The organism is Halopseudomonas pelagia CL-AP6 (assembly GCF_000410875.1).
Taxonomy (GTDB): Bacteria; Pseudomonadota; Gammaproteobacteria; order Pseudomonadales; family Pseudomonadaceae; genus Halopseudomonas; species Halopseudomonas pelagia.
In genome coordinates this window covers 1-14,635 of the sequence record NZ_AROI01000002.1, presented here as the reverse complement: position 1 = coordinate 14,635, position 14,635 = coordinate 1, and the positions used below count along the sequence as shown (strand labels likewise).

At 55.5% G+C, this 14,635-nt stretch carries 11 protein-coding genes and 2 pseudogenes; 7 read left to right on the top strand and 6 right to left on the bottom strand.

The features are described 5' to 3' along the window. Positions 1-3: 3 nt before the first annotated feature. Together modB and modC are read left to right on the top strand one after the other, a co-directional pair. The gene (modB, locus tag K787_RS0100230; RefSeq protein ID WP_022960761.1) at positions 4-690 is read left to right on the top strand and encodes a molybdate ABC transporter permease subunit; all 687 of its coding nucleotides are present in this window, start codon (positions 4-6) and stop codon (positions 688-690) included. After that, positions 687-1,760: a molybdenum ABC transporter ATP-binding protein gene (gene modC / locus K787_RS0100225; protein WP_022960760.1), complete on the top strand. Its 1,074-nt coding sequence runs from the start codon at positions 687-689 to the stop codon at positions 1,758-1,760. Before modB ends, modC begins: the two co-directional genes overlap by 4 nt. Positions 1,761-1,821: 61 nt before the next feature. On the opposite strand, the gene K787_RS0100220 is transcribed toward modC, so the two are convergent. Further along, on the bottom strand, positions 1,822-2,598 hold the full coding sequence (locus tag K787_RS0100220; RefSeq protein ID WP_022960759.1) for an SDR family oxidoreductase: 777 nt from the start codon (positions 2,596-2,598) through the stop codon (positions 1,822-1,824). A 1,159-nt stretch (positions 2,599-3,757) separates the two neighbouring features. Between K787_RS0100220 and K787_RS0100210 the strand changes: the two genes are divergently transcribed. Beyond that, the gene (locus K787_RS0100210) at positions 3,758-4,861 is read left to right on the top strand and encodes an alkene reductase (protein ID WP_022960757.1); all 1,104 of its coding nucleotides are present in this window, start codon (positions 3,758-3,760) and stop codon (positions 4,859-4,861) included. Positions 4,862-4,936: 75 nt separating this feature from the next. Here K787_RS0100210 and K787_RS0100205 read toward each other — a convergent pair whose 3' ends face one another. Continuing rightward, complete coding sequence (locus K787_RS0100205) at positions 4,937-5,986, bottom strand: GlxA family transcriptional regulator (protein ID WP_022960756.1); 1,050 nt, start codon at positions 5,984-5,986, stop codon at positions 4,937-4,939. A gap of 162 nt (positions 5,987-6,148) precedes the next feature. On the opposite strand from K787_RS0100205, the pseudogene K787_RS21765 reads away from it, so the two are divergent. After that, positions 6,149-7,201: pseudogene (locus tag K787_RS21765) on the top strand (class I SAM-dependent methyltransferase). Positions 7,202-7,560: 359 nt separating this feature from the next. Here the strand turns inward: K787_RS21765 and K787_RS0100195 are convergent. The 3 genes from K787_RS0100195 to K787_RS0100185 form a co-directional block, all read right to left on the bottom strand. Beyond that, a complete protein-coding gene (locus K787_RS0100195; protein WP_022960755.1) occupies positions 7,561-7,953 on the bottom strand; it encodes a VOC family protein in 393 nt (130 codons plus the stop codon). Positions 7,954-8,235: 282 nt separating this feature from the next. Then, positions 8,236-9,375, bottom strand: a complete 1,140-nt coding sequence (locus K787_RS0100190; RefSeq protein WP_022960754.1) for a hypothetical protein — start codon at positions 9,373-9,375, stop codon at positions 8,236-8,238. Between the two features lie 99 nt (positions 9,376-9,474). Next, entirely contained in the window at positions 9,475-10,230 is a 756-nt protein-coding gene (locus K787_RS0100185; protein ID WP_235801885.1) for an HNH endonuclease, read from the bottom strand. A gap of 140 nt (positions 10,231-10,370) precedes the next feature. Between K787_RS0100185 and K787_RS0100180 the strand changes: the two genes are divergently transcribed. From K787_RS0100180 to K787_RS21760, 3 genes and pseudogenes are all read left to right on the top strand, one after another. Continuing rightward, positions 10,371-11,432 (top strand): hypothetical protein, encoded by a 1,062-nt coding sequence (locus tag K787_RS0100180; RefSeq protein ID WP_022960752.1) that lies wholly within the window; start codon positions 10,371-10,373, stop codon positions 11,430-11,432. A 199-nt stretch (positions 11,433-11,631) separates the two neighbouring features. Then, positions 11,632-12,495: a hypothetical protein gene (locus K787_RS0100175; protein ID WP_152486761.1), complete on the top strand. Its 864-nt coding sequence runs from the start codon at positions 11,632-11,634 to the stop codon at positions 12,493-12,495. 125 nt (positions 12,496-12,620) lie between these two features. Beyond that, a pseudogene (locus K787_RS21760) lies at positions 12,621-14,006 on the top strand (IS4 family transposase). Between the two features lie 104 nt (positions 14,007-14,110). On the opposite strand, the gene K787_RS25175 reads toward K787_RS21760, so the two are convergent. After that, positions 14,111-14,635: hypothetical protein (locus tag K787_RS25175; protein ID WP_022960750.1), on the bottom strand; the 525-nt coding region annotated here is incomplete at its 5' end.

Genomic DNA, 14,635 nt, shown 5'->3' with positions numbered 1-14,635 from the left:
TGCATGTTTTCATTGGGGCCGGCGGAGTGGCAGGCGATTGCGGTCACCTTCAGGCTATGCCTGTATACCACGATCATTCTGTTATTACTGGCCACGCCACTGGCCTGGTGGTTGGCGCAGAAGCGCTCAACCGCCCGTGTGGTGGTGCAGGCCATTGTTGCGCTGCCGCTGGTGCTGCCACCCACGGTGCTGGGGTTTTATCTGCTCATCGTGCTGGGCCCGCGCGGCGTGGTCGGGCAGGCGCTGGAAAACCTCGGCTTGCAGCACCTGGCTTTTACCTTTGAAGGCATTCTGATCGCCTCGGTCATCTACTCCATGCCCTTCGCCGTGCAACCACTGACCGAAGCCTTCAGTCAGCTGGGTCGCCGTCCGGTTGAGGTGGCCAGCAGCCTGGGCGCGGGTCTGATTGATCGTTTTTTTACCGTTATCTTGCCTATGACCCGTGGTGGCTTCGTGGTCGCAGCGACCCTTACCTTCGCCCATACCCTCGGTGAGTTTGGCGTGATCCTGATGCTCGGCGGCAGCATCCCCGGTGAAACCAAGGTGCTCTCAGTGCTGATTTACGACCACGCCGAAGCCATGAACTATCCCGCAGCCCACGGGCTGTCGCTGATGCTGCTGATCTTCGCCTTCGTCACCTTGTTTGTGGTTTACAGCATCAACCGGCGCTTTGCGGTGGTTAAGGTATGACGCTGCAACTGCAGGCCCGTTTGCGTCATGGTAGCGATTTTGAGCTAAAGGTGGATTGCGAGCTGCCCTTGCACGGCGTTACCGCTTTGTTTGGTCGTTCCGGCTGCGGCAAGACCAGCCTGCTGCGGATCATTGCCGGCCTTGAGCGCGTGGCCGATGCCCAGGTGCGCTTTGGCGATCAGATCTGGCAGGCCAAGAAGCAGTTCGTGCCTTTGCACCAGCGGCGTATTGGCCTGGTATTTCAGGAGCACAGCCTGTTGCCGCATCTGTCGGCGCGCGACAATCTGCTGTACGGCTACAAGCGCACGCCAGTTGCACTGCGCCGCCTGCATCCGCCTGAAGTGACGGCGATGCTGGACATTGATGACCTACTCGAGCGGCGTATCGATCAGCTATCCGGGGGGCAACGCCAGCGTATATCCCTAGGCCGCGCCCTGCTGATCAGCCCGCAACTGTTGTTGCTCGACGAGCCGATGGCGGCACTCGACACCCAGACCAAAAGCGAAATCATGCCGTTTCTTGCGCGCATGGCAGCGCAAGCGGGTGTGCCGATCATCATGGTTAGCCACGCCCCGGAGGAAGTTGAACGTTTGGCTGATCGCATCATATTTATGCACAACGGGCATATTCAGCGTATTGAGACGCTGCAGCAGGCGCTGGCGCGCCCCGACTCGCCGTTGTTTGCCGATGCCGGCGCGGTATCCGTGCTTGAGGGTCGTCTGGGTGCTGCCGGGGAAGATGGCATGCGTCCCTTTGGTCCGCCCCAAGCCAGACTCTGGGTGCTCGGGCCGGGATCAGACGCGGGGCAACAAAACGTTAGACTGCGCTTGCTGGCAAAAGATGTCAGCCTGAGCTTGGTTGAGCCTCGGCAGATCAGCATTCAGAACCACCTGCCGGTGACTATCGAGTGCATCCATCCGCCGCACAATTACCGCACCCTGGTCGCCTGCCGCACCGCCGAGGGCCAGTTGCTGCTGGCGGAAGTCACTCCACGGGCAGTCAGTCAACTGAGCCTGGCAGCCGGCCAACGGATCTATGCGCTGATCAAGTCGGTGGTGTTACTAGCCTGACGGGTTATGCCGATTAATCGGTAGCAGTTAATAGGCCTGGCCGCAGCCCGCGTTAAGACAATCAGAGCTGGCGCGCCAACTTGTCGCGCAGCAGCTCCGGATTGTTGCCCGCCGCCTTGTCCAGCTCCGCCAGATCCTCCGGTACATACCAGTGCAGGGTCTCGGACTGGTAGGCCTGCCATACCACCTTGGCCACTTCGATGGCCTCGATGACGCGAAACGGACCCTTGTCCGACGCTGCCGCCAGCAGCGCATCATCCGGCATGCCAGTGCGGATCAGCCCCGGCAGCACGTCCGCCACGCGGATGTCATGGCGGCGAAATTCGTTGGACAGCGCCTCGGTCAGCCCTTTCACCGCATGCTTGGTCGCGGAATACACCGCGATCAGCGGCATGCCCATGGTTGCTGAAGACGACGACGTAGTGAAGCACAGCGCGTTCGGCGTGGCCTTGAGCAACGGCAGCGCGGTGGAGATGCCGTTCAGCACGCCAACAAAATTCACCTGCACCATCCGCATCTGCTCGTCGAAGGGCATCTCATCGAAGAGCCCGCGCATGGCGATCCCGGCATTGTTAAACAGAATATCCATGCGACCGTCTGTGGCCTGGCCAAAGGCATGGACCGCCCGCTCATAGGCCGCTTTGTCGCTTACATCCAACTGCCCGATCAGGCAATTCTCCGCGCCCAGCTCGGCCTGTAACGCTTCAAGCCCGGCCTGGTTCAGATCAAAGGCGCCGACGAACCAGCCTTGCTGTTGAAACAGCCGCGCGGTTTCACGGCCCATGCCGGAGGCGGCTCCGGTAATGAAAATCGACTGACGAGCGGCGGCTTGAGACATGAATGGCTCCTGGTGAGGGATGAAGGCTGATGGGTGAGTAACCTATCATCCGAGGCAGGCTCTGGGAGCCAAAATGTAGTTGGATTGATTGAGCGGTAGTAGGTTTGGTGATGACTGCACTGCGCGTGGGTGGGTCAATTCAATGGCAGGCGAACTGTGCAATGAGTCTCAGTTTTCGGCCAGCGCAATTGCCCGGGCAACGGGGGTACGTATGATAGCGTTTCTTACCAATTTGCTTACGGCAAACAGGCGTTAAGTACAGGGAGGTTTGCATAAATGCTTAGCATAGGAATCGGTTCTAAGATCTCGACCGGCGGGGTCGTCATTGAGGGTAATGTCGGCATAATGTTCGACGGTCTCGTTGCCAGTTCTGTTGGGCACAAAGCGACTTGTCCGGCTTGAAATAGTGGCTGTGGGTGCGAGAGCGACGTACTTACCCGCAGGGCCTGCGGCAAGAGCAGGAGATTATATTGCCTGTGGCTGTCCGCCGGGCACCAACACGCTTGTGGCGCAGGGCACGATCAATGTTGGCGGGGCGCTGTGACGATCGCACTGCCGGTAGTGAAAGCCAAATGAAAAACTTCATTGTTCTTTTGTCGTTCTGCTTGATAGGTGTGGCATGCACATTCGAAACCGGCAATGAGCAGACCTCCAAGCCGAATGAAAATTTTTCCGATAAGGCTGAGCAAGTGTCAGCGTTAGCGTCTCAAGCCAACACCCACATCCAGAGCTAGCAGTATCAACAAGCGCTTAATGACACTGAAGCAGCTTTATCGCTAGCGCCTGACTATGCCTTGGAGCGCAAGGAGCAGTTCCTGGATCTGCCAGCGTCAGAAGTGGAGGCTGAAGTTCGGCATTACCTATTGGATGATTTTGATCGAAGCCAGTATCTGCACACTATATTGCCTTAATGAGTTCCTATCTTCTTCACCGCCAGTGGTTCCTGCTGGACAGTGAGCCGAATAGCTGCTGCTCAAGCACGGTTTCTGGAGCGGCTATGCGCCTTGCACTCCAGGTTATTCTCCGACGGTAACTTTCCATTGCTAGGGCGCGTCCGCGTTGGCCGGGTTCTGGCGAAATACCATGCAGCAAACCCTCCGCGAGTTCTCGCCAACATTGTTGATATGATAAGCCGCACTATCCATACCGGAGTTACTGCATGCCCCAGAATCTTATGCTCAAGCCCATTACGCTTGGCAGCCTAGAGTTACCCAATCGCATTGTCATGGCCCCGCTGACACGTCAGCGCGCCCTGCAACCGGGCAATGTACCGGGCCCATTGAGCGCCGAGTACTACGCGCAGCGTGCCAATGCCGGGCTGATCATCAGCGAGGCAACGCAGGTCTGCCCCGAGGGTCAGGGCTACGCCTGGACGCCGGGCATTCATAGCCAGGAGCAGGTGGAAGGCTGGAAGCAGGTCACGGCTAAGGTACACGCAGCCGGCGGGCGTATTTTCATGCAACTGTGGCACGTGGGCCGTATCTCGCATCCGCTGTTGCAGCCCAACGGCGCAGACCCGGTAGCGCCCTCGGCGATTCAGGCCCAGGCTGATTGCTTTGTGGTTGACCCCGATGGTACGCCGCATAAGGAGCGCACCGCCATGCCGCGTGCGCTGGAAAGTGCCGAGATTGCTGGCGTGATCGAATCTTACCGCAGCGGCACCGCCAATGCGCTGGAAGCCGGATTCGATGGTGTGGAAGTTCACGCCGCCAATGGCTATCTGCTCGACCAGTTCCTCTGCTCAAACAGCAACCAGCGCACTGACAACTACGGCGGCAGCCTGGAAAACCGCGTACGCCTGGTGCTGGAAGTACTGGATGCGGTGATTGCCCAGACCGGCGATAGCGGCCGCGTGGGTCTGCGTTTGTCGCCCATGGGCACCTTCAATGACGTGGACGACGCCAACCCGCTGGACACCTTCAGCTATTTGCTGGAACAGCTCAAAAGCAAAAACCTGGCCTACGTGCACGTCAACAAGCCGGACTGGGCGGGCGGCACCTACGAAGGCTTTGATGAGTTGTACCAGCAACTGCGCAAGGTCTACCCCGGCACAATGATTCATTGCGGCGGCCACACCCCCGAGTCCGCAGCCAGCACCCTGGCCAATGGCGACGCCGATCTGATCGCCTTCGGCCGTGGTTACATTGCCAATCCGGATCTGGTGGCGCGTATTGCCGCCGGCGCTGAGTGGAACAAGCTGGATGCCAGCACGCTGTACGGTGGTGGCGCCAAGGGCTATACCGATTACCCGACGCTGGATTAATCGCGGTTAGCCGAGCAATACCAAGGGCGTCCAGCTACTGCTGAACGCCCTTTTTTCTTACTCTTTTTCTGTTGATCACCGCTGTGCAAAACTGGGAATGCGAAAGCGTTTGCGGTAGGCGCTGGGTGTGAGGCCGGTGATGCGCTTGAACAAACGGCGGAAGAAGGCCGCATCCTCATAACCGATGCGCCAGCTGATCTCGTCAACCGAAACCGTGGTGCGCTCGAGCCGGCGCTTGGCATCCTCAATCCGCAAACGCTGCACATAGGCGATGGGCGTCAGGCCGGTGGCGCTGGCGAAATGGCGTTTGAACGTGCGCTCGGCCAGCGCTGAGCGGCGGATCATCTCTTCTACCGGGTTGGCCAATGAGAAGTGTTCGGCCAACCAGTGTTGCGCCGCGAGAATCTCGCCATCGCCGTGCTCGGTGCTGCCCTCGAACATGATGTAGGGGGTAAGGCCGTCCTGATGCCACTGCAAGGCAAACAGCCGCGCCACTTCCTGGGCAATGGTCGCCCCGGCATAGCGCGCAATCAGATACAGCACCAGATCATGCCAGCTCATGGAGGCGCCAGAGCTGACCAGTTCCTCATGTGATCCGGATATGACCAGCACCCGTTCCGGATGAATCGGCACGGCAGGATAGCTGGCAGCAAATGCCCGCGCGTAGCCGAAATGCACCGTGGCGTCCCGGCCATCGAACATACCGGTTTCGGCCAGCAGAAAAATGCCCGAACAGGCCGAGCACATCAGGGCGCCGCGGGTATGCATCAACTCCAGCCAGGCGACCAACTGCGGATAGCGATTCTTATGCCAGCCCTGGGCACCCAATAATACCGAGGGCACGATGACAATGTCGGTGCTCTCAATGGTGTCGATGCCGCGCTGCACGGTGATAGGTACGTCGCTGGCCAGGGTCAGTGGGCCCGGTGCTTCACCGACTATCTCGATGTGGAAGGGTGCCGGCCTATTCGGCTGGCCCATCCCCATCAGTGTGATCGCGTTCATCACGTCAAAAATACCAGCAAGGGTGGAGATCACCGCATCGGGCAGGGCTACCAGACTCACATGCAGGGGGCTGACGGCAGTCGGGCCGGTCTGATCGGCGATAGGGGCGGTGTTGTTCATGGCGCTGATCCTCGCCGTTGCACCCAGGCATAGTGGCATAAACCGACCGGTTTCAGGTCGTTCCAGCTCTTCAGTTGCACACTGGCAGCAGTGATCATGAGCCTGTAGCCAAGCTACATGCAACTACCCCTGTTGAGGAGCAATACCATGAATATGGCTGTAATTGATGAGACTAAACTGGAAGCCTTCGTGATGCGCACCGTAGGTGACCTTGCGGCGTCCTATGGCGGCATTATGGTCAGCCTGGGTAACAAATTGGGCCTGTATAAAGCTATGGCAGGTGCCGGACCGCTTAGCGCGCGTGAGTTGGCTCAGCGCAGCACTTGCGCCGAACGCTATGTACGTGAATGGCTGAATGCCTAGGCCGCCGGGGGCTATGTTGAGTATCACGCCACCAGCGACACCTACGAGCTGGCGCCCGAACAGGCCATGGTACTGGCCGACGAAGAGAGCCCGGTGTTCATGCCGCCTGCCTGGCAAGTACCGGCATCCATGTGGGTCGATGAGGAGCTCACGCTGGAAGCCTTTCGCACCGGCAAGGGGGTCGGCTGGGGCGAGCATGACCAGCGCCTGCAATGCGGAGTGGCGGCGTTCTATCGCAATGGTTATCGCAGCAGTCTGGTGCCCGAATGGCTGCCCGCGCTGGAGGGTGTTGTAGACCAGCTTGAAGCGGGCATCGCCGTTGCCGATATCGGTTGTGGCCACGGCCATTCTACAGTGCTGATGGCCAAGGCCTTTCCGCATTCGCGCTTTTACGGTTTTGACGTGCACGCACCTTCCATCCGCGAGTCCATCAAGAACGCGACCACGGCTGGCGTGGGCGATCATGTGGCATTTGATGTAGCCAAAGCTGTGGACTATCCCGATAAGCAATATGGCCTTATCTGCTTTTTCGATTGCCTGCATGACCTCGGCGACCCGCTGGCAGCAGCGCAGCATGCGGCTAAAGTGCTGGCACCCGGTGGCACCGTTATGCTGGTGGAGCCCTTTGCCGAGGATCGGGTGGAACAGAACCTCACCTCCGTAGGTCAGCTTTACTACGCCGCCTCGACCACCATCTGCTGTGCGCATGCCATCTCCGAGGGCGGCAAGCAGGTACTCGGCGCCCAGGCCGGAGAAGCGCGCCTCGCCGAGGTGTTCCGCAAAGCCGGGTTTACGCACTTCCGGCGTGCGGCGCAAACACCCTTTAACCTGATTCTTGAGGCGCGGCGGTGAGGCTTCTCTGGTTAGTGTGAGAACGGGCGGTTACCTTGGGCCTGCGCAAGCAGGCCCTGCACAGACCTATAGCTGGGTTGAAGTTGCTCTGGGTTTTTGCGACTCAAGGTAATCGGTCAGGTTCGCGATGGCTGGTATGCCTCTGACGGGCGGGTTTCAATCAGCGCTTTTGCCCTCAGAGATCAGTCTGTGCCTGGCCTAGTTAGCCGCACACCCTCTTTACCCGCTTTGGAGCTGGCCTGGAGCTCAAGGTCCAACGCTCGCGCCACTAGCCATTCCGTATAGTCGCCAAGCGGGTTGTGCCTGCACTTGGCTGCCGATATCTGCAGGAAAATAAAGCTGTCCCCTTTTCTTCTGCATCACTCTGCTTGATGGCAAGCGATGCACAACTTGTTGCCATCTGGATCTCGGAAGTAAGCGCCATAGTAGTTGGCGTGATACTCGGGCCTAAGTCCTGGCTTGCCCTCGCACACACCACCATTCGCCAGTGCGACGGCATACCCCTGATCCACGACTTCGCGAGTGCTGGCCAGGAAGGCCGTCATCTGACCATTCCCCGGATGATGAGGCTGCTGGTTGTAAGTGCGTTGGATTACAAATAATGGCCTGGGATCTGGAGAAGACTGCCATCCCGCCCAAGGACGTTCAGCATCTACAAATCTCGGATCAATGCCAAGTGCCTTCATCAAAGGGGTATAGAAGCCCATAGCCCGATCAAAATCGGTGACGCTGACAACGATATGAGAGAGCATTTGGCTTCTCCGGGGTGAGGCTAGTGTGTGGTTAAGAGCAGCGTTCTAGGCTGCCCCATCGAGCGGAAAAAGGCTTGAGATCGCTGATATACCAATTGAATAAATATGCCCCCTTTTCTCGTCTGATGCCAAAAATCAATGACCCTGACCCTATTGATTGACCCTATTGATTGCTGACCCTATTGATTGATATTCCAGCTCTGACTGATTGCCTGCATGGTAGAAATGTTGATCTGACCTCGGTTTTGGGAATGTCTGGATTATAGACGCTCGCAATCCTCGCTACTCAATGCTTGCCAGCTCGGCATCAGGCTCTGCGGCATCCAACGTGCGAATCTCGGCCCTCTCGAAGGGGATGCAAACTTTAGTGTGCTGCCTGAGCTCCCAATTCTTCAAGGTCGAAAGCTCTTCCGGGCACAGCAGATTGACCGGGCCATAGGCATACAACGAGAAGGCAATCAGGGAATGGCGCTTGTCGCCATGCTCAGTCACTGACCAACGTGTCGCATTGAAACTACTTACCGGATACTGCTCGCTATCGACGAGATAGCGCCTCACTTCACGCTCGCTGAAACCGAGAAGTCGAATGGAGCTCACCGAGGCCACGTTGAATATCGCTGGCATGGCGAAGGTCAGCAATGCCAAGAAACCCATCAGCCCGATCAACGCCCCTTTTATTTGAGCCGCTCTACCCTTCTTCGCATTGACGTAATAGCCAAGAGCAGGAACCAGCGAGCCCGCCATTACGATCAGGCAGGTAACAAACAGTAGAGCTATCTCGTTCAATACGTCTAAACCTACGCTCTCCCCATATAAGGCCAGCGTGTAGCGCGCCGGCAAGATACCCAGCAACGCCACAAACCCTGAAGCGATGGTGCAAAGGCAGAATATCTTCGCCCGACTTAGGGGAGAGGCCAAAACAGCTGCTGGGTTCTTATGCTTACGGAGGAAAAACCAAGAGATCAAGGCGGGGCCTATCAGCACAGTAAATACCCACCAATTGCTGGGCGTCTCCTTTTGCGAGTACGCCAGGACAATGACCAGCGCGAGAAGGGTGGACATCCCGCATACGACCATACCGAACAACCAGCAAGTCATCGACCTTGAGAAGTTCGGCTTGGGACGCAGCTGTTGCAGGGTGGCAATGAAGACGAGGGATGTCACCAGCATACTGGCAACGATGGCAGCGAAAATCGCCAGGTAGGACAGCATCAACAGCGCTAGGCTTGGCCCGAACTCCAGCGAGAGGCTAAACAACTCTGGCCGGCCGATGAACCAAGTGAAGGCCAGCAAATTGAGAAGACCCGCCAGGAAGGCGAGACCGACTGCAACCGGCGAAACCCAGACGAAATGCTCCTTGAGCAGCGTGAGCGGCCGACCATATCCGCGGTCCTGCTCTGCGCTAGCTGTGGACGTTGACATGCCTGTACTCCTTTTAAAACCTCAAAGCATATAACGATTCAGCGTTGGTCCTCAGCTCGATACTCTCGCTCTCATACGCCTGGTCATGGGGCCGTCCGATCATCCAAGGAAAACGTTTTCACGGTGCCATCGAATCAACTCACCAGCAGGAACGAAACGCCCAGGCAGTGCTATCTCACTTCGCTCAAGCGCCGCCAGAGATGATCGAGTAAATGCATCAGAATGAGCTTTCAATTGATCGCTGACCAATACCGTGAATTCATCAGACAACGCGATAAGTCCTTGATCAAATGCCCTGTCATGTAGGGCTGACAGGCATAGGCCGTTTGCAGGGTTCAGCCGATTCGCCGTATCAATGCTCCAGGGCACTATATGGCTTGCCAAGAGCAGTCGCGGTTCACTTAGGCCAGACATGCAGCATTTGCCACCGTAACTGGCCAGTACCGCCTTTCGAAAGAAGCTCTGCCGCACTCGCACACGAACCTGCGCCTCGCGCGTTTCGCCAACATAGTTGGCGGCGGGTTCGGTAACGCTGAGGACGTCAACCGGCCCAGCATCACCAGGAAGTACAAGTAACGCACTGCACTCGTCTACCAGACCCTCCCAGTCACCCTGAAATTGGTCCCAGATGGCTCTGTCCAGCTTTGAAGCACCTGACAAACCCTTTCTTCCCGTTCCGGTGATTGCTGGATCCAGGCTGGCAAAGTTGACGAGTTTCATCGCTACCGATGAGGGTGTTCTACCCAGCTTGCTGGCCAGTTGAACGATATCCGGATTGCGCTGATGGAGGCGACCAAATGGGAGTTGGCAATAGAGGTAGAAGGCCAACTTTAACTCATTGGCAGTCCAGCGCACGTTGGGCAAAACGGACTCCTTTCTCGTTTCATCGGGTAACGCCTATTGACCACTGGCGACTATGCAAAGCAATACCAGGATAGCTCAGCGACCACCGACAAGGATATGATCACTGTTACCTACACCAGCAAGGAAGCCACATGCAAAAATGGAGTGATCGCCCGCCAAGCGACGACGCGATTGACGTTGTCCTCAACGTATCCCCCGCGGTCCTGAAAAAGCATGGCGCTTTGCTCGCGAAGGTCTTTCCGCCCTTTACCGGATTCGTCATCTTCCTGCTGTATTTCTCCCGAAACCATTTTTATCCAAGCTTCGACCTGTTTCAGTTTTCGTCGCTATTGCTGGCGGCTGCTTGCATCGGCTTTGCGATTGTTGGCCTGGTGGTCGTCACTATGGTCGCCCCAGGAGCTTTCATCTTTCACTTGTTTTTGAACACCCATAAGGTCAAGGAGGACCTTACGTACGCAATGCCCTATTCGGAAGTGGCGCGAGGAAAAGCGGTGTGGCAACTCGTGGGGTTGGCGTATTTTGGGCCTTCCTGCGCTGTTGGGCTTGGATTGGTGGCCATACTGGTGTTCGCTCCAGATCTTTTCCTAGTCGCCTCTCTGCTATGGCCTGTATTTATCGCGCTAGGCTTTGGCATTGCACTGCAGATCCGATTTGACCTGCCTCGGTGGAGCTTCTTGAGCTACGGCTGGACTGCTTATGTAGCGCTACTGATTGTCGTTTTCCTATTACTTCTTGTGTTTAAGAGCAGCTCACCAAGCATCCAGCAGCTACCCTCCTCCTGGCACCTGCCGATCCTCTGGGCAATCCCTGTAATCATCGCCGTTATGGTGTCGATCTGCTCAATGGCTCATTTTGTGGGATGGAGCGCGGCGGGACACTTTGGCCTATTCTTTGGGCTGTTTGTCGCTGCCTACAGCGGCGTGCTCACAACCGTTCCCGAAAAAGCCATCAAACATTTAGGCCTCGGGGCGTATGAAGCAGAGCTGATCACTCTTGATCCTGCGTTTTGCGACCGTGATCTCACCGAGCTTGGCATCACCAATGACTGTGCGTTGCGCAACGTGCATGTGGTTTGGTCGTTTGGCGATTCAGTCGTGCTTCGCCCCACCCTCGACGAACCACGCCAAGTCCAGATTCCTAACAAGTTCGTCCGGTCTATTGTTCAATCGACCCTTGAGGGTAACCAGAAGTGATTGAGGTGTTTCTGATTCGTCGCTGCCTAGCTGGTTTTCCTGCTCTGCTGATTGCCCGCTCAGTAAGAATTTTCATCTGACCCCGGCTTTATATTCATCTGACCCCGGCTTTATACCGTGCCGAGCTTCTAAGGGTCCAAGACGATATGCGTCAAAGAGTATCTGAGGCCATTATTGCTCGCTCGTTAGGAGGTGGTTAGTGCGCTATCTTTCCCGCTCTGACATTGAGTCTGAGTATGAAAAAATTTCATTTTCAGTCGATGAGCTATCTCCTTTAGTGCGTGAGGGTAGACATCCAACTAGGCCTGAGGCGCCAGTGGTTGATTATACTGGACTGTTAGAGCTTGGATGGAAGAAATTGTTTGAATCTATGCGAGTACATCAACCAAAAGTGTATGAGATTATAGAGAGTGGAAACCCTCGGTTATTGGTGGGAGAGAGATTTCGAGAGCATAGAGTAGACCCTTCAAAGCTTCAGTGGAATGCTAATGCTTTTTTAGAGATAGAAGAGAAATATTTAGTGATCCATCCTTATTATCGCAATTTCTCTATTTTAGCAGTTGGATCGCGAAATCCTTGCTACTCACGCTTTCAGGCACTGCCTAAGGGGATCGCTGAAGGCTACTATAGTCGAATAGAGGGCCTTGAAGTCGCTTGTCAGCTTCCTCTTGATCCGATGGATAGTAGAATTCTCCCGGCTAAGATTAGTACATGGAAAGATGCCGATGAAATTTGTGGGCGAGACAAGCAAAGTCTTAAAGTGATGAAGGAAATTCTTTTTGAGGTATCAAAAAAGTTCTATCCGCAATTAGCTGGAATCTGCGGGTTTAAGATTTTTTTAGATGCCAGAGAGCAAGGTGATTATAGTATTGACGGGGATGTTTTATTGGTGAATGAGGAGAGCGATTGTGGGAAGGTCTTTCATGTGAAAGTGGGAGATTTTCGAAAGGTTGAGATGGTAAGTAACCCGACTCACCTCATGGATGATTACGTTTCATGGGTGATGGGTGGTAAGAAAAACTGCTTCGATTTTTCTGCATATACGATCTCAGCATTCGGGTAATGGGGTCAGAAGAGAATGGCACTTACTTAAGCGCTAAGCACTTGAATTGAAATGGAAAGGCTGGCTCAGGGTCATATGGTGAAAGCGACCAAGCGATCACCCGACAACCCCGGAGCCAGCCTTCCATGCATCCTAAACGCCGAGCTGCCACTCATCAACACCGCCGCATCCGTCACTACGCCAAAAGCACCGATTCATACGGCTTTTTCAATCTGCTCACCGGGCCTTAGCTACTTGATACGGTGGAATCCCTTCTTCCCGAGCATCGCGAAAGACTGTTCCCTCCGACGCAGACATTGTCCATGTTTCTGGCTCAAGCCATGAGCCCCGATGCCTCGTGTCAAAAGGTCGTGAACGATACCGCCGTTAAACGCCTGGTGTGTGGCTTGAAAAGCTGCAGCACGCATACAGGGGCTTATTGTCGAGCCCGGCAGCGCTTGCCCGTGGAAATGGTGTCCACCTTGTGCCGTCAGACAGGCCGTATGATGACCAATGCGGCACCCTTGGCCTGGCAGTGGAAAGGCAGGCCGGTACGCCTGGTCGATGGCACCATGATTTCTATGCCGGATACGCCGGCCAATCAGCAACGCTATCCTCAACCGCGTAGCCAGAAACCCGGATTGGGGTTTCCTCTGTGCCGATTGGTTGGCATCGTTTGTTTGGCTAGTGGCGCTATTCTGGACGCTGCCATCGGCTGCTAATGCGGGAAGGGAGGAGACGAGCAAACGCTACTTAGAAGTATGCTTTCCACGCTGAATACGGGCGATGTTCTGCTGGGTGATGCGTTTTATGCCACCTATTTCCTGTTATGTGAGCTGCAGCGCCGTCAGATTGATGGTGTATTCGAGCAGCATGGAGCACGCAAGCGCTCGACTGACTTCAGCCAGGGGCAACGTTTGGGGCAAAGAGATCACCTTATTGAGATATCCAAACCGAAGAAAAAACCGAGATGGATGAGCCAGGAGCAGTACGATCAGGCGCCGCAAAGCCTGACGGTGCGGGAGTTATATTGCGGCGGCAAGGTCTTGGTAACGACTCTGTTGAACGCAAGCCACACCCCGAAGGTCGAGCTCAACAAACTCTACCGCAGCCGCTGGCACGTGGAGCTGGATCTACGCAATCTGAAGTGTACGCTGGGAGTAGACATCTTGAGCTGCAAGACACCCGATATGGCTATCAAGGAGCTCTGGGTTTACCTGTTGGCACACAATCTGATCCGTCTGTTGATGTCCCAGTCAGCACTAATGAGTGACTGCTTACCACGTGAACTGAGCTTCAAGCACACCCTGCAAATATGGGGAGCTTGGCGTCAATGCCATGATGAAACTGATGATGTTCAAGTCATCTCTCTGTTGCTGTTGATCGCCGAACAGCGGGTCGGCTCTCGCCCAAGACGAATCGAGCCCAGAGCCATTAAACGACGACCGAAACCCTACTCACTAATGACCCTGCCCAGGCCACAGGCTCGCAAAAAAGTTGCAGCCAATGGGCATCCAAAGAGGGTTAAGTAAGTGCCATTCTCATCTGACCCATTTATTCTAGGAATTAATATTCATGTAACCCGGGTTACCTCCCACTTAAGTGGGAGAAGACCCGGTTCAGCATGAATGAATTGTTAGGCATTTCTTTTGGATGTATCGATTAGGTAGCGTGCGAAAGCAATGCCTGTGAAAAAGGCAAGTTCAGCTTCCGCGAGCTCCGGTCCGTTGGTTGCTACGTGGCCGTGACGAACTAGTGGTGCTCCATTGGCGTATGCATAAAACTTTTCAAGTAAATCAAGAATCTGTGGCGGGACGCGGTTGGCTTTTCTCGCACGCTTGATCGCTTCTCCGAGCGTGGATGCTTTCGTATCTATAGTTTTAGCGATGCTCTCGACGGCGCTTACAATTTCCTTGATGCTGTTCGCTTCATCAATTGGGTGTTGATAAAGGTATTGATACGATTTTTGGTAGTGGGTTCTAGCTGATGCGAATCCGTCCGAGAGAAGGCCTTCAGTTGACGCAATTCTGTCCGCGATTGCCTTAGGGTTCTGACGGTGTAGTTCGGACTTATCGTTCAGTCGCCACCCGATCCGGTCTTCTTGTAGAAGCGCATTAATTTTCGCTTGGTAGTCTGTAAAGTGTAAGCATCCGGTAAGTAC